Below are 21,524 nucleotides of genomic sequence, written 5' to 3'. Positions count from 1 at the left end.
TCTCCAGGGAGCCAGAGCAAGACAGACCGCAAAGGCCACTGCCACATCTTACCGACACGACAGATTCGATGCATTCGACCTTTGGCACACATATTCGATCGACATTATTACCCGAAACTATGGGCACCTGGTCCGCCTGAACCGACGACATCAACCGGATAATATCAATATATCATATCTTGCCTGATGAGGTCAGTGGCCATCGGACAGACTTTGCGCAGGCCCCCCAAAACCCGGCTTCCTTATCACCCCAAACTCAATTCAGATAAGCGCCGAACGCACAATTGATTGCAATGTTTTCCCGTCATTCCTCGGGCACGTAAATCATCCTGCCATCGTCAAGCCGATAGGTCGTGCCCGCGCGGATACCCTGCCCTTCGCCGATCTCTCCGTTTGCTTCATAGCGCGTCAGTTCCCGGCCATCTTTGATCGTGATGCGCATCTCCGGCGTGCCCGGATTCTCGATCACCGTGACGGAATCCTCCGAAAACGGATTGAGCGGGTTGGCCACGGTCTGCACCATCAGGATGCCGGTGATAACAAGGAATACGTCGATCAGATTCACGACGGAAAGAACGGGGTCATCACCGTCATCGCCATCCAGAAAACGCATCAGGCGACACTCCTTTCATGATCGCGCAATTCCTCAAGCATCCAACGACGGCGAACCGTCAGGATGAAGAAGGTGATGCTTGCGGCAACGAGGGCCAGGATCACCGCCGAGAAGGCCACGACAAGATTCTCCGACACCGCCGCCGCATCGCCCTGGCCAAGCGCCAGAAGCGCCGGACCCATCGGAATCATCGTCGCCACCAGCCCCAGCATCGGAGCGGTGCGCGACACGATCCGCAGCCATTCGAGTCGTTTCAATATCCGCAACTCGAAATCCTCGGAAGCAAGTTCGCCCGACGGGTCGAGCGGCCGATGCGTTCCCCGCATGCGCTGCCAGAATTCCAGAAAGAACATCCCGAGCGCGAAAAACGCATAAGCGAGCGCCGCCACGATCAGCATCAGAACGGGCGCAAGGAACAGGCCCGCCAGTTGAAAAAGTTCGAATTCCATTCGTGTCATCTTGGGTCCTGTCCCTGAAGGGCCGCCACGCGCGCCGGACGTGCCCGTTGCCATTGCAGCCCGGCCCCCGAAAGAAAGAGCAACAGCAGAAGGCCCGCAGCCCAAAGTCGCGATACCTCGTCACGAGAGGGCTGCCCGGACATGGCGTCCACGGCCTGAAGCGTCTGCCCCTCGACCGGCTGTGCCTGAGGGGAACCGGCCGGATCGGCTTGTCCGCTGTCCGGTACGGTATTTGTCGCGCCGGGCTCGGGCGCCACATCGCTGGCAAGCCCGAATCCCGCGGCCATTTGCGCCAGATACGCGCGCGTCACATCCTCTCCGGCAGAAACCCCGTGCATCGTTTCAAGCTCCCGCCAGCGTTCTGCCAGCGCCTTACGGGTCTGAGGCGGCGCATCCCAATAGCCCTTGCGGATCGCTTCCACCATGCGCTCCATCAATTGCGCCTGCGCCGTCGGGTTTTCGGTCTCGAAATAGGCATCGAGACCCAGATCGCGGCTGTCCTGGACATAGGTTTCGAACATCGCCTGCCATTGATCCGCCCGTACCGTGGCGGGATCGACCACTTGCCAGCCAAACAGGTTGTTGGTGGCATTCAGCATCGAAAGCGTGCCGGAATAGCCCTCTCGCATCATTTCTCCGATCCATTGCGGATTGAGATAGCGCGCCCGAAGCTCCGTCGACAAAAAGGACGCCAGCGGTTTCGTGACGGCGGGCCCACTGCGCAGGTCGGTCACGAAAAGCGATGGCGACCCCCCATCCAGGTGACGCACTGCCAGTGAAAGCCCGCCCATGAAATCGAACGGATGATCCGTTGACAGCACACCATGCAGGTTCGACGATCGGGACATCACGACCGCCTGCGTCCCGGACAACTGATCGGCCAGAAGATTGCCTCCCTCGCTGCGCAGGCCCCAGTCCTGCTGACCGAACGCATAGCCGTTTCCATCCAGGTACAGCTCGGCCAGCGTGTCGTCGCTGTCCCATGAGGTGGACTCGAGCGCCCGGTGCGACAGGCCCGACCCATACTGGCCGGGCGCATTGCCAAACAGCCGAAGGGAGGCCTGCCGCCGTGCAACGTCCGCAGCAAGCCCGCGCGCCCTCAGCGTCTCCGCGATACGCCCACTGTTCCGCGCAATGATATTGTCGGCCGGATCGCGCGCGGCCAGCGCCTCGATCCCTTCGGCCAGAAGACGCATGAACCCATCGAACTGGTCGCGATAAACGCTGGTCACCTGGATCACCACATCGACACGAGGGTGGTCCATCTCGGTCTCGGGAACGATCTCCAGCCGTTCCACCCGCCCGTCCTCGCTCCAGACGGGCCGAAGCCCCAACGCGTGCAGAACCTGCGCTTCGGTAATTCCCTGATGCCGCAACGCCTCGGAGGCCCAAAGGCTGAACGCGATCTTTTCGGGCCATGCCCCTTGATTTTCCTCACGCAACGTGGCGGCCAGGCTGTCGAAGGCATCCTTGCCCGCCTCGTAGGCCGCACGCGACGGCAGGCGGTCAGGCTCGAACCCGTGCAGATTCCGGCCCGAACGGATCTCGGGATTGCGCACCGGATCGCCCCCCGAACCGGGCGCGACGAAACCTCCGGCAAGACCGTTCAGCAGCGCCGCAATTTCGCCCGGCGCAGCCAGCAGGTTTTCTTCGAACGCGCGGGCGCGCTCCAGATACGGCCCAAGCCCAGGGGCCAGACCGTCCAGTGGCTCTCCGTTCAGAACATGGGCCTGCAACAGCGTGAAACTGCGCGACCTCCTGAGCGCCTCCTGATCCCCGGTCAGCATTTCTTCGGGGTCGTCGCCCGCCGCACGTGCAAAAGACGGCCCCAATTGCTGCAACATGGTGGTCAGGCGCGCCTCGGGATCGGCGGGCGCGCCAAACTCGTGCAGGCCAAGCGGAATGACCTGTCGCGCCAGTTCGTGCAGGTGATCGTGCAGCGCGGGCAGATGCGCCGGCAGATCGGCCCCTAGCGCGGTTTCTGTAATCCCCAGATCTTTGTCGATGCCGGCCGCAACGACCGCCGAGACGATCTTTCGCCCTGTATTTTCCTTCACAGCCCCCGCCTCGAGCTGAATGTAATCGTGCAACAGCCGATGTATGTCGCGCAATTCATCATAGAGGCCGGATGGCCCGAACGGCGGTGTCTGGTGACTGACGGTTACCGCTCGCCCACGCCGTCTGGCCTGTAGGGCTTCGCTTACATTGTCCTGAATATACGGATAGAATATCGGCAGATCGCCAACCATCAGAAACGGATCGTCTAGGGCAGCAAGGCCCCGGTCCTTGCCCGGCAGCCATTCCTGCGTACCATGCGTCCCGAAATGGATCAGGGCATGCGCCCCGAACTCCCGGCGCAGATAGAGATAGGCCGCCATATACAGATGATCCGGCGGATGCGTCATATCGTGCAGGTGCGCCCCCGGATCGCCGCCGCGCGGCATCTGCGGCAAAACCACGAGATTGCCGAGCCTCAGCCGGGGGACGATCAGGCTCGGGCGGCCATCGACCTCGCGCACGGCCCAATGCGTGCCGACCGGATCGAGATGCCCGATGGCATGACGTTTCTCCTGCGGTAATGTTGCCACCCATGTCTGGTAATCCGATACCGGAATCGCCACGGCGAGATCGCGCGCCAGAAGATTTTCCAGCGGCCCGGTCCTGTAGAGCGCAGCCAGCATTGCCTGCCCGGCCTCGATCATCCGCGCTTCGGGCAGAACCGGCACGTTGTACCCCGCCTGCCCCAAAGCATGCGTCAATCGCTCCAGACTGCGCGGCACATTGAGATTCGAGGCCGACAGGTTCTTTTCACCGGCGGGATAGTTCCAGAACATCAGCGCCAGGCGCTTTTCGCGGGCAGGCGTGTGGCGCAGCGCCGCCAACCGCACCAGCTTGCCGATCAACAGATCGGCCTGCGCGGGGATCAGTTCCTGCACACCGTCCTCCACGGCGCTCAGCACGATCGGATCGGACATACCCCAGGCCTCGGGGACAGCCAGAAACGGCGCGCTCAACCGGGCGGGAATCCCCGTATCCGCCTTTTTCCACTCTTCACGGGTTCCGCCACGGTAGGACAAGGTCTGGATCGCCGGAACGTCCAGCGCCTCGAACTCGGCGCTGCGGGCGGTCCCGTTCATCATATGGGTCAGGTTCACGATGGCATCCGCCTTCGCGGGCCTGGCGAAGCGGGTCAGCGCCTCGGGATCGGACGCATCGACCCACACGGCGAGCGGAACAAGCCCCGCCGCTTCGCTTCTGGCAATCAATCCGTCGATCACCTGGGTTTGCAGGCTGGCGATATCGCCTTGGTGAAACACGAAGAGTACACGCCCCCGCGCGTCCGGCCAACGCGCCGCACCCCATGACAGATAGGACTCGGCATCGTCGAATGTCCGGTCCGCCGCCGGGTGGTAGACGCCGGTCATCGCGCGGCGTCTTGGGGCGGGAAACTGCGCAAGGCTGTCGCCGTCATGCCACGCGGCGACAGCACGAAAGAAATGACGCAGGTTCGCCTGCCCACCGAAACCATAATACCCGGCCAGTTTCATCGCATCGGGCGCTGGCATACCTTCCCACGCAGGGGGGCCGCCGCCGACGGTGATCCGGGGCACCGATATTTCATCCGGCATGGCGCGGTCCGTCCAGAACGTTTCAACCTGCGCACGGTCCCCCGGTCGCGGCACATCGAATACCACCAGATCCGCATCCGGCGGCCAGTCGTCCGAAGACGCCTCCTCGATGTAGGTATGTTCCAACCGCACCCCGGCCTCTTCGGCCACCTGCCGCAGCGCCTGTATCTTCCCCGGCAGAACAAAATCGTTGGACATCACACGCACGACCGGCACACCCTGATCGGATACGTCCGCCAACACGGCCCCTGTGGCAAAGCACAGCAGAAGCGCGCTTTTCAAAAACAACCCGAGCATCGATCAGAACGACTTTTTCAGGCCAACATAGAAACGACGGCCCGGATCGGCGAAGGCGTAATCCGTATTCTCGTTCGCCAGACGCTGATCCGTCAGGTTCTCGATACCGAAAAGCGCCGTCACCCCGTTGTCGAACCGATGCTGTCCACCGACCGACACCATCGTATAGGCCGGCTGACGCCCTGAGCCCGTGCTGGTGTCCTGCTCGCCCACGTAATTAACGCGCAGCGCAGCACTCGTGCGGGGTGTGAAACGCCAGTCGATACCCAGGCTCGCCATATGTTTGGAGCGCCCTGTCAGATCCTTGCCCGTCTCGCGGTCTGTCGCGTCCAGATAAGTGTAATTGGCCGTCAGGGATACGTTGTTCGTAATATCGATGTCGCCGCTCAGTTCCAGTCCGCGCAGACGCGCCTTGTCGACATTCATGTAGCTCCATGTCGCCCCCGGCGCCCCCGAGCAACTGGTGGTGCAGATCGCCTGGATGAGATTTTCGACATCGTTATGGAAAAGCGTCGCCTCCACCGACCAATCCGCGCGGTGGTATGCGAGCCCCGCCTCGACCGAAATATTCTCTTCGGGCTTCAGAGCGGGATTGCCGACAATCGTGAACCGTCCGCCACCCGCAATCGCCGCATAATCGGGCGAAAGCTGCTTCATCGTCGGAGCCTTGAAGCCCGAGCCCACACCGACCCGCAGGCTCAGCGCATCGTTCACCTGATATCGCAGATGCGCTCGCGGGCTCACATGCCAGTCGAAATCCTCATGATGGTCGGCTCGCGCCCCCAGGACGAGAGTCCAGTCATCGCCAAGGGTAATCTCATCCTGGAGATAGGTCGCGAAATGCGTTTTCGACGCACGACCGGCGGCATTCACCGTCGGATCTTTCAGCTTCTCCTCGCGCAGTTCCGTCCCCAGGGTAAAACTATGGGCTGCCCCGGCCGAAAACCGCGCCCGCGCTGAGAACACCGTGTCAACAAACCGATGCGGCCCCGCAGGCGCCACCCCGTCGGTGCGCTGATTCTTCCGGTCGAGTTCCGTGCGATAGAGGCTGATCGCGGTGCTGCCCCAACTCCAATCCGCATCATGCGACAGCGACAGCCGATTGCGCCGGATCGTGTCGGTCGAACGATAACCACCGGGACCGCGCGCAGTTGCCATATCCATCCATCGGCGCTGATAGCCGGAGCCGAAAGAAAACCTGAGCACCTGGCGGTCATCGGGTGTCCAGGTCAGCGTGCCACCCGCCATGCGGCTTTTCTCGTTATCCGCCGCCGACGTGCCGGGAGTAGTGGCCGAGACAAGCTCCTCACGCCGTTTTTCCTGTGCCCAGAGGCTGAGGCCTAGCACACCGGGCACAATCGGACCGCTGGCATAAGCGCTCAGATCCTGCATATCACCGCCGTCACCATGCGTGGTCATCCGCCCGATAGCCGAAATCGTGCCCTGCCACCGATCCGTCGGCACACGCGTGACGATATTGACGACGCCGCCCAAGGCGTCCGAACCATAGAGCGAAGACATCGGGCCACGCACCACTTCGATGCGTTCGATTGCTTCGGGTGGAAGCCAGCCCAGTTCGTAATCCGAATGCTGCACCGCCGACGAAGAATTGCTGATCCGCTGTCCGTCAATGAGGATCAACGTCTGTTCCGGCAACATTCCCCGAATCGAAATGCCACGCCGCCCCAGCCCGACCCCGCTGGATTGCACACCCGGTTCGCCCTCGACCGCATCGGCCAGGTTTTCAATCGGCCTGTCGCGCAGGCTCTCGCCAGACACCACGCTCACACTCCCCGGCGCATCCTGCAAAGACTGGGGAGACCCCGTAACGCTCAGGATGATGGGGTCCAGTTCGAACGGGGCATCGTCCTGGGCCCACGCCCGTTCCGATGAAACGGCAAGTGCCGCGGTCGTCAGAAAATATGCAGCAAGAAAAGGGCGTGCGATCATAATTCGGTCCTGCCTTTGGTCGAAGATGCGTGACGGTGCCCGACAAGGAGCGCGGATACTGTTATGTTATCACATATCTAATCGCAACCAGATTTTACCCTGCCCCTGGAATTCGGATGAGCTTCAAGCCTTCCGGTGAATGGTCCGCTTCACAGAAAGACCAAAATGCAACTCGTGTCGCCGCCCAAACGCCTATGCAGGGTCAACCACCCCCGCATCCTCCAGCTGCTCCCGGTCCGGCAGATCGCGCAGGGTTTCCAAGCCGAAGGCGGCAAGGAACCGGTCGGTGGTGACAAAGGTATAATGCAAATCCGCAAGACCTCCTCCGGCCCCCGGCGAAAGGCGGCATTTTCTGTCGTTGCACGCGCCATGGATTTGAGAACAGACCTTGAATACAACCGCTCCGCCGTCGCCAACTATGCAAAGCGGAAGCAGCAAGGACGAGCGGTATCGACATGTCGGACCGAGGGCCCTGTGAATAACCTTGCCAACACCCGCATGGGCAAAAAGCAGCGGATGCGATGGTCTCCGCGCGGCTCTCACCGCGTGGCGGCAGTGAGAGCTGCTGTCCTCGATGGAAGGCTTTCAGCCGATCAACTTGCAGCGGCCTGATTCCCACGCTCTTTCCACTCCCCGGCCATGGCGCCTATCTCGGCAAACACCGCCCCATTGCCAAAACCACCGGGGGTCAGCCCGGCGCGCCATTCCCGGCGTCACTGACTTCGTTCGAACAGCTCGGGACACCGTTCGTGAAGAAATCTTCAGGGATGTAACGGGCCTCGGTCACGATTACATTGCTCTCGGCATCCCATTTCATGTGCCTTTCCCAAACCGGCTGCCTTTCGGGATCGACCTCCAGCAACCGCCCATGCTCGGCCTCCGTCAACAGCAGGTTCCCGTTCGGCAAGATTTGATGCTTGCCGCGCCGCCAGGAGTAGAAGGGCTGATCCTCGGTTCCGGCATAAAGCTCGGTCACTTCGCCGCTTTCGGGATCGATCTTCAGGATTCGCGAGCGCATGGTGCCGGTATTGTTGTCATAGACGGTGATCGTGCCGTCGGGCTGGAAATCGGGATCGTGCTGCTTGAACCACGGCCCGTGTTGCCACCACTTCATCCTGCCGCTTTCGGGATCGACCACGGTAACGAGATTGAGCTCGCGCAGACTCAGCATGATGTCACCGGCTTCGAACATCGGGAAGGCGTCGGCCATCTCTTCCCTCAGGGGTTCGGCGTCGTTTGGATGGAACGGATCGACGCCGTAACGGACCTTCTGCTCCGGGGATTCCGGCGTGATCGTGCGGATGTCCAGGTACCCTTGCTGCGCACGATCGTCGCCACGCGCGATGTCGCGGCGCAGGTCCAGCGTATGGACCTCCTCGCCGGTCTCCTCGTCGACCCAGACGATGATCTCCTCGCGCCAGGTGAGCATGTTCCCGGCTCCGTCTCGGGTGAGCGTGTGATGATAGCCTCCGGTATTGCTCCAGATCGGCTCGCCGCAGGAATCGAGACGTGCCAGCGCCTGCCCCGAGTCGAAGGTCACGGCAATTGAGCCGTCCTCGAAAACCTCCATTCCGTGCAGCATCGTGTTCTGCGGGCGGATTTCTCCGTCGAGTTCGTCGTAGCGGATCGGCCAGTGATGCACCTCTTCGCCCGAGGCGTCGAAGAGCCGGACCACGTGGAATGTGCCATCGGGATCGTTGTTGAGGCCTGCCACGAGCGTATAGCCGGGCTGGATTCTGTCAGGCTGAAAAACCTCGTAGCCTCGATCAGGGTCCGCTTCACCGCTATCGCCATCGTCAGGCGCGACGAGGTGCCGGGTCGGTTCCAGCCCCATATCGTTGCGCCAGTTCGAACTGATATCGAGATATGTCCGGTGCGCCATCCCGATCTGTGGTGCCGGGAACCAGCCCCACCATGACGATACTGTCCCGTAGACGATGCCAAGGGCTCCGACAGATACGACGAACACGACCGGAGCAAGTCGCTCCGGGAGCGGCGGTTTGGTCATACGAATGTTTCCTTGCGCAAGGGTGTAACCGTCGGCGCCAGCGCGCGTTGGCGAAGCACGCCATGCAGCGACAGCGCCCGGTCCAGAAGCCGCGGGCTGGCGTGGTCAAGTTCGGGCAGCGGGGCAGGCGCGCGAAACTTCGCTGCGAGGCCTGTAATCTCCCGCACGTCCTCGGCACCGATCGCCTCGGCCAGCAGCGGAAGATGGTCCCCCGGCGCAACGCACAACGCGTCGTGATCGACGAAGACCGCATTGCCGCCGGCCGTCGCCAATACATGCTCGTAGGCGTCGATCCAGTAGCGCAGCCAGAAATCCGTGCCGATCTCCTCCCTTGCGGGAGCGGGCCTATCCGTGCCGAAGTCGATGGGGCGAAGCGCCGCCCCGAACTCGAAATGGCCGACACCTTCCATGTAGCGGCGGCCGAAAGGCTCGCGCGCATGCAGGTCGAGGAACCGCGCATGCTGGCGCATCAGGGATGCGACCTGGGCGCGGGGGTCGCGCACCGGGATCACCACGGTCGCGTCAGGACAGATCGCGTCGAGCAGCGGCAGGCGGGCGATGTTGGCGTTGTTCTTCGACACATAGCGCCGCGCGCCCGGCTTGGCCGCGACCACCTTGGCCATATGCGTGCGGAAATAATCGGCAAAGACGGGGTCGAACTGGTCGGCACTCCAGGTCTGAATGCGGTCTTTCCCGTAATGGTCGGGCCAGAATGCCAGCCAGAGCATTTCCTCGAACGCCTCGGGGCTCTCGCCCGACACCTCGATACCGTCGCGATGCGCGCGCTCGCCGCGCTCGGCGGTCTTCTGGACAAGCGGCGCAATCCTGCCCCAAAGCAGCGGTGCCAGCGTGAACGGCATGTGGCGATAGGTTGCCGAGGCGAACTCCGGCAACTCCGCCAGAGCGTTCAGCATGATCGTCGTGCCCGCGCGCGGCAGCGAGGTGATAAAGACCGGCCGTGCAGCGTGTTCGGGGTCGATACGGCTGCGGAACAGGCGGGTCTCGATCGCCCCGAGCCGGCGCTGGCGACGGGGCGATGCGAAGGCGAAATCGTGCAGCGCCTGTTCCATCGGGCCGTAGGGCACTTCGCCGGTGTCCCGCGATGTCGGGGCCGGGCTGCGGCCGCCCACGCGGTCGAGAAGGATCCAGAGCGCGACGGCCCCCACGGTCGATCCCAGGAGGAACCGCCAGTCCATCGCGACCGCAAGGACGGCATCCACGGTGTAGAAGCCCAAAGCCGCACCGGCCCAGATCACGAGCACGGTTGCGCCGAGCGACGCTGCGCCGATACCGGCGATCTTCAGGAAACTCCCGAAGAGCGACAGCGAGGCGCGCCGTACCTGACGCTCCTTGTCCAGGTCGGAGAGGTCGGGATCGGTGATGACCTGAATGGATTGCTGCGCCGTCGACACGATGTGCCGGGCCGCCCCCTCTGCCTCCAGGAGTCGGAGAACCGTAATAAAGGCGACCAGCCCCAGCACCAGGCCCGCGATGATCACTCACCTCGCTCCTGGCTGCCAATCGCGGAACTTTGCGCATTCCGCGCGTCGGAGCGGCCCTTCATCAAGCGCTTCATCGGATACCAGACGAACCCGACAAGCGCGAGCACCACCGCCGCGCCGAATGCGATCATCGTTCCGATGGCTGTCAGTCCGGCCCCCGGACCGACATAGGCCTGCGCCTCGACGGGGAGCGCCGTTATGGCCGCCGCAGCCAGCAGCATGGATATACGTTTGAACGAATTGACATGGTCAGCCATGACACCCTCACTGTTAAGTTGGATCTGGAAACTTAACCAACAACTTATGTCCCTGATCCCTGAACCCAACGAGTTCCGTTGCGCACGGCGGCATCGTGCCGATCCGGGCACCCGGATCGGCGATTTTTCTCTCAAGGGGATGCAAGCGGACACCCCGAAGGCCGGACAATGGCGGTACCTTCAGGATCGCGGCAAGGTCTTCCGCGTCGTTCACAAGGGAGATAGATCGAGATCCGGGCCGGATTTCTCCCTGAGCGTCGCGCAACCCCCGTAGAGCCGGAAAGTCTCGCGCCCGGTCTGGCAGGGGCCGCCCGCAGAGCACTTTCAGACGCTCTTGATCTGCTCGTTCTATGTTCTTCCTGTTCCGGCGGATGCTCTGTTTCCCGCCGTTTCGGAAGCCGCCGGTCGAGGTCATGCGACAATGCTCGTATCCGTTCAATCACGCGACCATGCTTTGGTGAAGGGCCCTGTGCCTGCCGGCGCCTTCCAGGCCGAGCGCCGGATTTACTATATTGGCGACCCGACAATCGGCGTGGAACGCGTGGGCCGGGTGTTCTCGACCGATATCTGGACGGTAGATGATGTCGAACAGATCCGGCGGCTGATGCTGGCCGGGGCCGCTGCCAATCCTCGCACGTCGGTCGGTCCCGGATAGATTTGTGACCTGACTTGTTCAGATTCCTGGATACGAAGGACTATTTTTCACGAAAATCCTCTTTTCACATATATTTTTCATGTGATAGGAACAAATTTCATGGAGACCATGCTCGCCAACGAAAATTCACGCCCAGGGAACAGGATTCATGCCATCCGGACAAGAGGTACATTTTTCGGGCCCGAGGACCATTTTTCAGGAGCGTCGCCTCCCGGAGACCGCCACCCTGGCGGGTTACGGCGCACTGACAGATGCCTACGGATTGTCTGTGCCCCTGCCCCGCAAACTGTCGGCGACGGGCAACCATCACCGCATCGTCGAGGATGATGCCTGGCGCATCCTGACACCACGTCACGCCCCGAGTGCAGACCTCGATGGTCACCTCACGTTCGCACTCAAGTACGAAGGGCTTGATCTCGCTGTCCTCACAAGGCTGTTCGCGGCCACCGGACCCGATGCCATCGCAGAAATCGTGCGCAACAAGCCGACCGGCAGCTACGCAAGGCGTATCTGGTTTCTGTATGAATGGCTGACAGGCAGCCGGTTGGATTTGCCAGATGCGAAAGGCGGTCGCTACGTGCCTGTCGTTGACCCCGACCAGCAATTCGCGACGGAAGGTGAAAACGCTCCCCGATATCGCGTAAAAAACAACCTGCCGGGAACCAAAGATTTTTGCCCGCTGGTCTTCCGCACGCGACGACTCGAAGAATTCATCGCGATGGACCTGCCGGGCCGTGCCCGTGCGGTCATCGCTGACATCCCCCGAGACTTACTCGCACGAACAGCTGCATTCCTGCTGCTCAAGGACTCACGCTCTAGCTATGCCATCGAAGGTGAACGCCCGCCTCAAGACCGCATTCAACGGTGGGGCCGTGCCATCGGCGAAGCCGGTCGCCAACCTCTCGACCGGGATGAACTGCTCCGGCTGCAACGGATGGTCATAGGCGACGCGCGTTTCATTAAGCTGGGTTTCCGCGACGAGGGCGGTTTTGTTGGGGGGCATGACCGCGAGACACGCATGCCTCTGCCTGATCACATCAGCGCGCGGCATGAAGATCTTCCGTCCCTGACCGACGGTATGATCGCGTTTGATCAGGGTGCGTCTCGGCACTCGGACCCGGTGGTTTCCGCGGCAATCCTCGCATTCGGTTTCGTCTATATCCACCCGTTTGAAGACGGCAACGGCCGGCTGCACCGCTACCTGATTCATCATGTCCTTGCGGAACGCGGCTTCAACCCTCCAGGCATGGTCTTCCCCGTGTCCGCCGCAATCCTTGAGCGCATCGATGAGTACCGAATGGTCCTTGAGAGCTATTCAGCACGGCTCCTGCCGCTGATCGAGTGGGAACCGACGGAGAAGTTCAATGTTCGCGTCTTGAATGACACGGGTGATTTCTACCGCTTCTTCGATGCGACCCCACATGCGGAATTTCTCTATTCATGCGTTCAGAAGACAATTGAAGAAGACCTGCCTTCCGAAACGGCCTTCCTGCACGGCTATGATGCGTTCCGCGCCCGGATCGAGAACATCGTTGAAATGCCCGAACGCACCATCGATTTGCTGTTCCGCTTCCTGCGGCAAAACGGTGGTACCCTTTCACGTCGCGTCAGAACCAATGAGTTCGAGGCATTGACCGATGATGAAGCAGCACGGATCGAACACGCCTATGAGGAAAGTTTCGGTTCTGACGGATAGGTTTCGAGAATGGCTGTCCCGGAGCCGTTGCCAATGTGTTTGCCCCGCGATTTCCGCTTAAGCGGCCGGGATGAAGATACCGTTGATCATGCCTCGCCTGAAAGGCTGCCGTTTCCCCGCGAGATCGTCGCCCATGCCGTCTGGCGTATCATCGTTCCGCGCTCGGCGCGGCGGATGTCGAGGATCTGCCTGCTTTAGGTGATCTTGCCCGGGCGAGGGTGTAGGTCAGGCTCCGAGAGGATCGGCAAGAGCGCCAATGTGACACCCGGCTCATCTGTCCCGCCAGATCGCCCAAAGCAGCCAGATCCCGCCAGTCACCGCGCCGAAAAACCCAAGCAGCGCAAAGACCGAAACGCCTATGGAAAGTTCGTTGCCCGAAGCCGCCATCACAATGGACGAGCCGATGATCAGAGCCGCGATGACAACACCCATCGTCAGCCGCGCCATCAGGCGGTCGAACCGTTTGAGATACCGCTCGCCCTGATCCAGCTCGATATGCAGTTTCAGCCGGCCGGTCTGGGCGACATCGAGCAACTTGCGCAGATCGCGCGGCAGCTCCGTCATCAGCCCAAAGCCATCCGAAACGCCCTCTCGGGCACGGCGCAGCAGGGTCCCCGGCCCGCTGCGCTGCCAGACCAGATCCTCCAGAAATGGCTGCGCGGCGCTGACCATGTCAAAATCGGGATCGAGTTCCCGCCCCATGCCTTCGAGCGAGATGAATGCCTTGATCAGCATCGTCAGATCGTATGGCAGAGCCAGACGATGCTCGCGCATCACCGCCACCAGATCGGAAATCATGCGCGACAGATGCAATTGCCCGAGCGGAACACCATGCACCCGGTCAATGAATCTTTCGACTTCAGCGGTCAGCCGCACAGGGTCCCCGTCATCGGTTCGGGCCCAACTCAACAGAATCTCGGCCACCTTGTCGGCCCGTTTTTCGACAACGCCGAACAGCAGATCCACCACCTCGTCCCGGCGCTGGCGCGTCAATTGCCCGACCATGCCGAAATCAATAAAGGAAATCCCGTTTCCGGGTCCGTAGAAGACATTCCCCGGATGCGGATCGGCATGGTAGAACCGGTCGGCAAAAATCATCTTCAGCACAGCATCGGCCCCGCGCCGCGCCAGCACCGTCAGGTCCAGCCCCGCGGCACGGACCGCCGCCAGATCGCTGCCGGGGACACCGGTAACGTGATCCTGCACGTTCATGTTTTCGCAACTCCACTGCCAATAGACAGCGGGAATGCGGATATAAGGTGTGTCCGCAAAACTGGTCGCGACCCGTTCCGCATTGCGGCATTCATTGGCCAGATCAAGCTCACTGCGCAGGGAGCGGGAAAATTCTGTGGCAATCTCGATCGGTCGAAACCGTCCAAGCCCCTCCGCTTCGGCCAGGCTCGCCAGCCGTCCGATCAGCCGCAGGTCCGCCTCGATCACCGGAACGATGCCGGGGCGACGGATTTTGAGCACAACCTCCTCGCCGGTTTTCAGCCGCGCCCGATGCACCTGTGCGATCGACCCGGCGGCCAGCGGCGTGGTATCGAGCGCATCGAACGCGTCAATCAGAGAAATGCCGAGTTCGGCCTCGACCTCGACGATCAGATCCTCCCAGTCGAGCGTGCGCACCTTGTCGCGCAAACGGCCGAGTTCCGCAATATAGGCAGAGGGCAACAGGTCGGCACGGGTTGACAGGATCTGGCCCAGTTTGACGAAGGTCGGGCCCAGTTCTTCAAGGGCGAGACGCAGACGCTCTTCCGGCGCCAGACCGTGATCCGGCGAGGCCGGTTCCCGATGCGTCACCTTTCTGATCCCGCCGACCAGCTTGTCAGCACCAAGCTGACGCACCAGATCGCCGAAGCCGTGCGCGATCAGGATACCCGAGATTTCGGCCAGCCGCCGCAGATCCTGTGCCGCAAAGGGAATACCCGCCGACATCAGCCGTCCTTTTTCGTTTCATCGGCGGGCGGCGATCGGTCCGCCGCGGCGAGCCCTTCTGCGATCCCGCCCAGGATCGCGCTGCCGAGCGCGGCAATCGTGCCCATCCCGGCCCTCGCGGCACGGTTCACATCCGACAGATGAGGGCGGCCCGAAGCGGCCATGCCCTGCCCCACGGTTTCGGCAGCGCTTCGCACGACCCCGGCAGCCTTGTCACTGCTGCGCTCCATATGAGTGGCCAGATCGCCGATTGTCCTTTGTGCGGTGGTCGCCCCCGCCTTGGCGAAGTCACGCATCGTGTCGATATAAAGCCGGTCGAGCGCGGCCAGATCGTCCGTCGCGCGTTTCAGATCGTTTTCGGTGAATTCGTCGCCCCTGCTGCGGGCTTCGTCGATGGCGAGGTGCAGGGCTTCGGCAACAGGCTCCATCGCATCCGCGATTCCCTCTCCTGCCTTGCGCATCGCCGCAGTTATCTCGCCAGAGCTTTCAGGCATTCCTTCGGCCATCCCCTTGAGGACGAGTTTCAGAACATGGCGCAAGCTGTCCTGTTCCAACGGCCGGCGGGCCACGGCGCCCGCGACAATGTCACGAATCTCGCGACGAATATCGTCGCCGTTTGCCACGGCATCGCGCGCGGCGCGGCTGATCTCAGGATCAGTCTCGTGGTATTGCTCCATCGTCTCTCATTCCTGTGTCATGTAGGGTCCGAACCTTGGTATTCGACTCGGATCACGTAGTGAGAGCCTATACCGATTCCAAACTTTTAGATATGTGATCTGGCGCAGTATCGGGACTGTCGGCGCGATGCAGGGTCCGCGCTCGCCGACGCCTGCGCGGCGATGGATGATGAGACACGGACGGGGCCAAGGCCTGAGACTATACCGGGTGCCTCAGACAGGGCCGTCGCACGCCACCAGGGTCTCGATCCTCTCCAGCACCGCTTCGGTGGCAGCGCGCCCCGCCCTGATCGCCTCTTCCGCCCGGTCGAACTCCATCAACGAAATCGCCGCGACCTCTGGCATGATCATGACATCCGGCGGCGCTTCGGCAAGGCGCGCGGCCGCCAGTTTGTCCTGCACGATGCTGAAAGAGGCGGCAAGGGCCTCGAAATAGCCCGGTCTTTGCGGTCCGCCAGCCATCAGCTGTGGCAACACACGATCGGCCAGCGGGTACAACCGCGCCGGAACCTGTTCGAGAATTTCAGCGATCCGCGCGGTATCGGGCTCCGCATTGCTGAAACCGGCCGCATGTTTGGCCAGCAGGCCCGCATTGACATTGACCGCAACGACGATATCCGCGCCCATCGCCCGGCAGGCCGAGATCGGTATCTGATTCGCCAGGCCGCCATCCACGAGCCAGCGCCCGTCGATGCGGCACGGGCTGATGATGCCCGGAATGGCAATCGAGGCGCGGATTGCGCTGACCAGCGACCCGTGTCTCAGCCAGACTTCATCGCCCGCGGCAAGATCGGTGGCCACCGCCGTATAGGCGGTCGGCAACTCGCCGACATCCCTGTCGAGCCCGAGGCCGCAGAGGAAGCCATTTATGCGCTGCCCGTCCATCAGCCCGCCAGTGCGCAGATTGACGTCGATCATCCCCGCGATCCGGCGGCGGTCCACCTGCAATGCCCAGGCCTTCAACGCGTCGATACTGCCGGCCACCCAGGCACCGCCGACCAGCGCACCCATTGACGTGCCCGCGACGAGCGTGGGCGCGAAGCCCGCCTCCTGCAACACTTCGAGGACCCCGATATGAGCCCAGCCCCTGGCGGACCCGCCACCAAGGGCGATGCCGATCCGACGCCCTGTCATGCCGCGGAAACTTCGCCGACCGTACGTTTCACCCGCGCGTCGAAGTCGCTCAGCGCGTCGGCGTCAAGCGTCTCCCGTTCGAGCAGCAGGCGGGCACTGTCCTCCAGCACCGGCCTCAGATCGGTCAGCAGGGCTTCGACCCGCTGGAAACAGGCATCAAGTATCGCCCGCACTTCCGCGTCGATCACATCGGCGGTCGCCTCGCCATAGGAGACATCCTGCGGCGCAGCGCCCTGCCCCAGAAAAGTGTTCTGCTGCCGTTCCAGCGCGACATGGCCCAGCTTTTCGGACATGCCATAGCGGGTCACCATCGCGCGGGCGATGTCGGTCACCTTGACCAGATCGTCTGCGGCGCCTGTCGACAGATGCCCAAAGACGATCTTTTCGGCAACCCGCCCACCCAGAAGCACCGCCATCTTGTTTTCCAGCTCTTCGCGGGTCATCAGGAAACGGTCCTCGGTCGGGCGCTGGATGGTATAGCCGAGCGCACCGATGCCGCGCGGAATGATCGACACCTTGTGCACCACATCCGAATCCGGCAGCGCCATCGCCACCAGCGCATGACCCATCTCGTGATAGGCCACCACCTCGCGTTCCAGGGGGTTCAGCAGGCGGTTGCGCTTTTCCAGCCCCGCGACGATCCGTTCGATCGCATTGTCGAAATCCTGTTTCGCCACGGCGTCGGCCTTGCGCCTGGTCGCCAGCAGCGCCGCCTCGTTCACCAGGTTGGCCAGATCGGCCCCGGTAAAGCCCGGCGTCAGCGCCGCGATCTGCTCCGGGTCGATATCGGACGCCAGCGTCACCTTGCGCAGATGGACATGAAGAATGTCGATCCGGCCTTTCCTGTCGGGACGGTCGATCAGAACCTGCCGGTCAAAGCGCCCGGCCCGCAGCAGGGCAGGGTCAAGTATCTCGGGGCGGTTGGTCGCCGCCAGCAGCACCACGCCGGCGGACGGATCAAACCCGTCCAGCTCGACAAGCAACTGGTTCAGCGTCTGTTCCTTCTCGTCGTTGCCGCCCATGGCCGGGCCGATGCCCCGCACCTTACCGAGCGCGTCGAGCTCGTCGATAAAGATAATGGCCGGCGCCTGCTTGCGGGCCTGTTCGAACAGATCGCGCACCCGCGCCGCGCCGACGCCCACGAACATCTCGACGAATTCGGACCCCGAGATCGAAAAGAACGGCACCCCGGCCTCGCCGGCCACGGCGCGGGCGAAAAGCGTCTTGCCGGTGCCCGGCGGGCCGACCAGAAGCACACCCTTGGGCATCCGTCCGCCAAGGCGGCCGTATTCCTGCGGGTTCTTCAGGAATTCGACGATCTCACGCAGTTCTTCCTTGGCCTCGTCAACCCCTGCCACATCGTCGAAGGTCGTTCCGGTCTCGGTCTCGACATAGACCTTTGCCCGGCTCTTGCCGATCTGCATCATGCCGCCCGCACCGCTGCCCATACGGCGGATCAGAAAGGCCCAGATGCCCACGAACAGGATCACCGGCAGAATCCAGGACAGCAGATCGCGCAGGAAAGTGCTTTCGATCTGGCCGCTGACCGTCACCCCGTGCGCCGCCAGATCGCGGGCAAGATCGGGTTCTACGCGGGTCGTGACGAACATCGTCTTGCCATCCACCGGCTCGATGAACTCGCCCTGGATATACTGATCCGAAACCGCCACCTCGGCGATACGCCCCTGCTCCAGATAGGCCGAGAATTCGCTGTAGGGGATACGAGCGATCTGAGTCTCGGCAGAGTAGAAGTACTGGAAGAGCAGCAAGGCCAGAAAGACGATAGGCCAATACCAGTAGTTGAGTTTGGAGGTTTTCTTCATCGGACGTCTCTCAAATTTGGGAATGGGCAATGCAGTGCAAATCGAAAAGATGGGCGCACCGTTCGCAAACGTCGTCTGGCATGCGCCTGCGCAACCTGACGGGCGCCGCGTTGGTCCCATCGGTCCGAGACATGCGCTGTCCGGACCTTGCCCTGAGTTTCACGAACCCCGGCGATATCTGCTTTGGCGCCGACCGTTTCAAACCGGCAACGAACGAAGAAGGCGAATTTCTGTACCATGACATCACCTGTCATGGTGCATGTCGCATCATTTATGAGAACTGTCATGAGGCCCCGCCGCCATGCCAAGAACCTTCTTCGCTTCAGCATAACCTTCGGCCACATGGGCTTCGATGGTCTCGGTCGAAAAATTGTAGTCGGACGACGCCCCCTCCTGTCTCTGCCGGGCAAACCGTGTGATGGTGGTCTCGCCCCCGTCGCCCATAAGCTGAATATATCCCGGCAAAAGCTCGAGTCTAGCGGCCTCGGCGGGGTCGAGCCGGGAAACGAGATGGCTGATGAGCTTGCGATACGCCGAAATCGTCTCGCGCCGGCGCAGGTCGCTCCTGATGCTTTCGGTATAGACGATTTCGTCTCGCCGCAGCAGCACCTCGGCCATATTGGCCGGAAGCGGGCTTTCGCCCGCGAAAAGATCGACCACGAAAACCCGTTTCCCGTCCGGACCGCACCGATCCATGAGAAGATCCAGCGGCGAGTTGCTGACGATGCCGGCATCCCAATAGGCCTTGCCGTCGATGACCGTCCAGGGAAATCCCGGCGGCAGGCTGCCGCTTGCAAGAATGTGGTCGGCGGTGAGATCGTTGACATAGCTGTCGAACAGAACAAGCTCTGCGGTGGCGACGTTGACGGCGCTAAGCAGCAGCCGTACCGGGCTTGTCTTCAAAGCCGCGAAATCGACGTATTTCGCAAGCAGCTCTTTCACGGGCGCGGTGTCGTAGTAACTCGTCCAGTTGAACGGCAGTTTGCTGAATGACGCCATCGGCTGCATCCAGCGAGGCTCGAAAAATCCCGGCACCCCGAATGCCAGTATCTGCAACTCGGCAAGCGCGCGCCTGCCCAGGGCGAAGGGTATGCCGGGGGTGGTCACCGACAATTCAGCCCAGAAAGACTCAAGCGCTTCGGTGGCGCACCGCGGGTGGCTGGCAATGATCGCTCCGTTGAAGGCGCCGATGGATATGCCGGAGACGATGTCGGGGAATATCCGCTCTTCCTCAAGCGCCTTGACGACACCACATTCGAAGGCACCAAGAGCGCCGCCACCCTGAAGCACCAGCGCGGTTTGCATCGGGACATGGTCCAGACTGAAGCTCGGGTCCGTCAAACGGTCCCGGACCGCGCGGATATTCACGCGATGGCGGATCATGCTCTCGATGCGGCGGGTCTCGTCCACGGGCCGGCCAATCGAAAACAGCGCGCACGGAACATCGCCCTTCAGATAGAACATCGAGAAGGACCGGTTTTCGAGTGCGCCGCGTTCGATCCGCTCCTCCGCCACCTCGGGCCAGCCGAGCATGTTGAAGCCGATCTCGCCGATCTCGCAGAAGAAATATGAGACCTCGTCATAAGGCAGCCGCCGCCCGATCATGTTCCGGGCCGCCAGACGCCCCTGTTTCACCGCATTGTCCCAATGCCCGACATGGCGGCGGCGCTCAAAAACCGGATCGTAAAAGGCAGCGACATCGCCGGCGGCAAAGACATCCGGCGCGTTGGTGCAAAGAAACGCGTCCACCACGATGTGTCCGTCGTCCAGCGCGATGCCGCTGTCCTGCAGGAACCCGGCGGCGGGCTCGACGCCGATACTGACGATGACAAGGTCGCAAGGCAGCCGCTGCCCCGAATTCGTCTCGACCGCGCGAACCCGCTCGGCGCCGTGGCAGGCGGTGGCGGTTTCGTTCAGCAGGACCGTGACACCCCGGCTTTCGACATAACTCCTGAAATACGCGGACAGCTCAGCGGATTCGAGATAGGGAAGAAGCTGCGGACCGGCTTCGATCATGGTGACATCGAGCCCGAGACCGAGCAGCGTCATCGCCGTCTCCATCCCCAGGAAGCTGCCGCCAAGCACCACGGCATGACGGGCCCCCGCGGCATCCCGGCGAATCTCTTCGGCATCGGCCTTCCGCCGCAGGGTATGGATGCCGGCAAGGTCGGCGCCCGGAACGGACAGGTCCTTCGGCATCGCGCCGGTCGCGATCAGAAGCTTGCCATAGCCGATCCGCGCGCCCGCCGCCGTCGTCACCACATGGTTTTCCGTATCGACCGAGATCACCGTCGTATCGAGTTCCAGATCGATCGCCTTTTCGCGATAGAACTCCTCGGAATGAACGAAAATCCGGTTTTCCGCATCCTCGATCAGCGTCTGCTTCGACAATGGTGGCCGGTGATAGGGGCGCACCGGTTCATTCGACAGGATCAGGATCGAACCCGCCGCGCCCTCCGCCCGCAGGGTTTCGGCCGCCATGGCGCTCGCGACGCCGCCGCCGACCAACAGGAAATCGGCCTGTCGCGAAGGGGCGGTTACGGACCCGGCCGAGGACGCGCGCTTTACCGCGCCCCCCGTGCGTGACTTGCGACTTTGCCGATCCGTCATAACGCGATCCCTTCGCACCCTGCGTTGACAGACCGCACCGAGGCGGATGCAACGCCGACAATCGCAGCCCCCCACCCTGCCGAATGCCTTCGGTCCGCAAGCTGCGACGGGCCGCGGCTCCTGTCAATTCCGATTTCCATTCTCACGCTCCTGTCCTGGTCTTCCGCCTCCGTCTGCCGCAGCATAGCCCAACATGGCCGGTTTTCGCGCAGAGCAGGCGCCCTCGCCCATCGGACGGGCTGGCATACAGGATTGCACCAGGCGCAGGGCTCCGGAT

14 protein-coding genes and 2 pseudogenes are annotated in these 21,524 nt (G+C 62.3%); 3 read left to right on the top strand and 13 right to left on the bottom strand.

Annotated features, from left to right (window positions below):
• Positions 1-304 precede the first annotated feature (304 nt).
• The 5 genes and pseudogenes from BUB53_RS17735 to BUB53_RS17715 form a co-directional block, all read right to left on the bottom strand.
• On the bottom strand, positions 305-613 hold the full coding sequence (locus tag BUB53_RS17735; protein WP_073036556.1) for a DUF2149 domain-containing protein: 309 nt from the start codon (positions 611-613) through the stop codon (positions 305-307).
• Positions 613-1,062, bottom strand: coding sequence for a MotA/TolQ/ExbB proton channel family protein (locus BUB53_RS17730; protein ID WP_200797820.1), 450 nt, complete (start codon positions 1,060-1,062; stop codon positions 613-615). The genes BUB53_RS17735 and BUB53_RS17730 overlap by 1 nt, the downstream gene beginning before the upstream one ends.
• Positions 1,063-1,067: 5 nt before the next feature.
• On the bottom strand, positions 1,068-4,997 hold the full coding sequence (gene cobN, locus BUB53_RS17725; RefSeq protein WP_073036552.1) for a cobaltochelatase subunit CobN: 3,930 nt from the start codon (positions 4,995-4,997) through the stop codon (positions 1,068-1,070).
• Between the two features lie 3 nt (positions 4,998-5,000).
• Positions 5,001-6,947, bottom strand: a complete 1,947-nt coding sequence (locus tag BUB53_RS17720) for a TonB-dependent receptor domain-containing protein (protein WP_073036550.1) — start codon at positions 6,945-6,947, stop codon at positions 5,001-5,003.
• Between the two features lie 192 nt (positions 6,948-7,139).
• Positions 7,140-7,250: pseudogene (locus BUB53_RS17715) on the bottom strand (SMC-Scp complex subunit ScpB); the annotation flags it as partial.
• A gap of 39 nt (positions 7,251-7,289) precedes the next feature.
• Between BUB53_RS17715 and BUB53_RS23245 the strand changes: the two are divergent.
• Positions 7,290-7,559, top strand: a pseudogene (locus BUB53_RS23245) (ISKra4 family transposase); the annotation flags it as partial.
• A 76-nt stretch (positions 7,560-7,635) separates the two neighbouring features.
• Here BUB53_RS23245 and BUB53_RS17710 read toward each other — a convergent pair.
• Genes BUB53_RS17710 through BUB53_RS17700 form a run of 3 tightly spaced genes read right to left on the bottom strand, consistent with a single transcriptional unit; the run spans position 7,636 to position 10,714 of the window.
• A complete protein-coding gene (locus tag BUB53_RS17710; protein WP_073036548.1) occupies positions 7,636-8,955 on the bottom strand; it encodes an arylsulfotransferase family protein in 1,320 nt (439 codons plus the stop codon).
• Positions 8,952-10,454, bottom strand: coding sequence for a sulfotransferase (locus BUB53_RS17705; protein WP_084729285.1), 1,503 nt, complete (start codon positions 10,452-10,454; stop codon positions 8,952-8,954). Before BUB53_RS17705 ends, BUB53_RS17710 begins: the two co-directional genes overlap by 4 nt.
• Complete coding sequence (locus BUB53_RS17700; protein ID WP_229709580.1) at positions 10,451-10,714, bottom strand: hypothetical protein; 264 nt, start codon at positions 10,712-10,714, stop codon at positions 10,451-10,453. Before BUB53_RS17700 ends, BUB53_RS17705 begins: the two co-directional genes overlap by 4 nt.
• 421 nt (positions 10,715-11,135) lie before the next feature.
• Here BUB53_RS17700 and BUB53_RS17690 point away from each other — a divergent pair, with 421 nt between their 5' ends.
• Together BUB53_RS17690 and BUB53_RS17685 are read left to right on the top strand one after the other, a co-directional pair.
• Positions 11,136-11,369 (top strand): hypothetical protein, encoded by a 234-nt coding sequence (locus BUB53_RS17690; protein ID WP_073036543.1) that lies wholly within the window; start codon positions 11,136-11,138, stop codon positions 11,367-11,369.
• A 148-nt stretch (positions 11,370-11,517) separates the two neighbouring features.
• On the top strand, positions 11,518-13,065 hold the full coding sequence (locus tag BUB53_RS17685; protein WP_084729283.1) for a Fic family protein: 1,548 nt from the start codon (positions 11,518-11,520) through the stop codon (positions 13,063-13,065).
• A 270-nt stretch (positions 13,066-13,335) separates the two neighbouring features.
• Here BUB53_RS17685 and BUB53_RS17680 read toward each other — a convergent pair whose 3' ends face one another.
• From BUB53_RS17680 to BUB53_RS17660, 5 genes are all read right to left on the bottom strand, one after another.
• Positions 13,336-15,003 carry an ABC1 kinase family protein gene (locus BUB53_RS17680; RefSeq protein WP_073036539.1) on the bottom strand — a complete coding sequence of 556 codons (1,668 nt, stop codon included), beginning with the start codon at positions 15,001-15,003 and terminating at the stop codon, positions 13,336-13,338.
• Positions 15,003-15,680 (bottom strand): DUF6781 family protein, encoded by a 678-nt coding sequence (locus tag BUB53_RS17675; RefSeq protein WP_073036537.1) that lies wholly within the window; start codon positions 15,678-15,680, stop codon positions 15,003-15,005. The genes BUB53_RS17680 and BUB53_RS17675 overlap by 1 nt, the downstream gene beginning before the upstream one ends.
• A 213-nt stretch (positions 15,681-15,893) precedes the next feature.
• Positions 15,894-16,814 carry a patatin-like phospholipase family protein gene (locus BUB53_RS17670; RefSeq protein ID WP_073036535.1) on the bottom strand — a complete coding sequence of 307 codons (921 nt, stop codon included), beginning with the start codon at positions 16,812-16,814 and terminating at the stop codon, positions 15,894-15,896.
• Positions 16,811-18,637, bottom strand: coding sequence for an ATP-dependent zinc metalloprotease FtsH (ftsH, locus tag BUB53_RS17665; RefSeq protein ID WP_073036533.1), 1,827 nt, complete (start codon positions 18,635-18,637; stop codon positions 16,811-16,813). The genes BUB53_RS17670 and ftsH overlap by 4 nt, the downstream gene beginning before the upstream one ends.
• Positions 18,638-18,904: 267 nt before the next feature.
• A complete protein-coding gene (locus BUB53_RS17660) occupies positions 18,905-21,247 on the bottom strand; it encodes an FAD-dependent oxidoreductase (RefSeq protein WP_073036531.1) in 2,343 nt (780 codons plus the stop codon).
• Positions 21,248-21,524: the final 277 nt, after the last annotated feature.

Origin of the sequence: Roseovarius pacificus (genome assembly GCF_900142665.1) — a bacterium.
GTDB classification, from domain to species: domain Bacteria; phylum Pseudomonadota; class Alphaproteobacteria; order Rhodobacterales; family Rhodobacteraceae; genus Roseovarius; species Roseovarius pacificus.
This window is presented reverse-complemented; position numbering and strand designations above follow the sequence as displayed.

Coding starts and splice junctions, on each gene's coding strand:
- BUB53_RS17735 (WP_073036556.1), bottom strand. CDS start 613: ATGCGTTTTCTGGATGGCGATGACGGTGATGACCCCGTTCTTTCCGTC.
- BUB53_RS17730 (WP_200797820.1), bottom strand. CDS start 1,062: ATGGAATTCGAACTTTTTCAACTGGCGGGCCTGTTCCTTGCGCCCGTT.
- cobN (WP_073036552.1), bottom strand. CDS start 4,997: ATGCTCGGGTTGTTTTTGAAAAGCGCGCTTCTGCTGTGCTTTGCCACA.
- BUB53_RS17720 (WP_073036550.1), bottom strand. CDS start 6,947: ATGATCGCACGCCCTTTTCTTGCTGCATATTTTCTGACGACCGCGGCA.
- BUB53_RS17710 (WP_073036548.1), bottom strand. CDS start 8,955: ATGACCAAACCGCCGCTCCCGGAGCGACTTGCTCCGGTCGTGTTCGTC.
- BUB53_RS17700 (WP_229709580.1), bottom strand. CDS start 10,714: ATGGCTGACCATGTCAATTCGTTCAAACGTATATCCATGCTGCTGGCT.
- BUB53_RS17690 (WP_073036543.1), top strand. CDS start 11,136: ATGCTCGTATCCGTTCAATCACGCGACCATGCTTTGGTGAAGGGCCCT.
- BUB53_RS17685 (WP_084729283.1), top strand. CDS start 11,518: ATGCCATCCGGACAAGAGGTACATTTTTCGGGCCCGAGGACCATTTTT.
- BUB53_RS17680 (WP_073036539.1), bottom strand. CDS start 15,003: ATGTCGGCGGGTATTCCCTTTGCGGCACAGGATCTGCGGCGGCTGGCC.
- BUB53_RS17675 (WP_073036537.1), bottom strand. CDS start 15,680: ATGGAGCAATACCACGAGACTGATCCTGAGATCAGCCGCGCCGCGCGC.
- BUB53_RS17670 (WP_073036535.1), bottom strand. CDS start 16,814: ATGACAGGGCGTCGGATCGGCATCGCCCTTGGTGGCGGGTCCGCCAGG.
- ftsH (WP_073036533.1), bottom strand. CDS start 18,637: ATGAAGAAAACCTCCAAACTCAACTACTGGTATTGGCCTATCGTCTTT.
- BUB53_RS17660 (WP_073036531.1), bottom strand. CDS start 21,247: ATGACGGATCGGCAAAGTCGCAAGTCACGCACGGGGGGCGCGGTAAAG.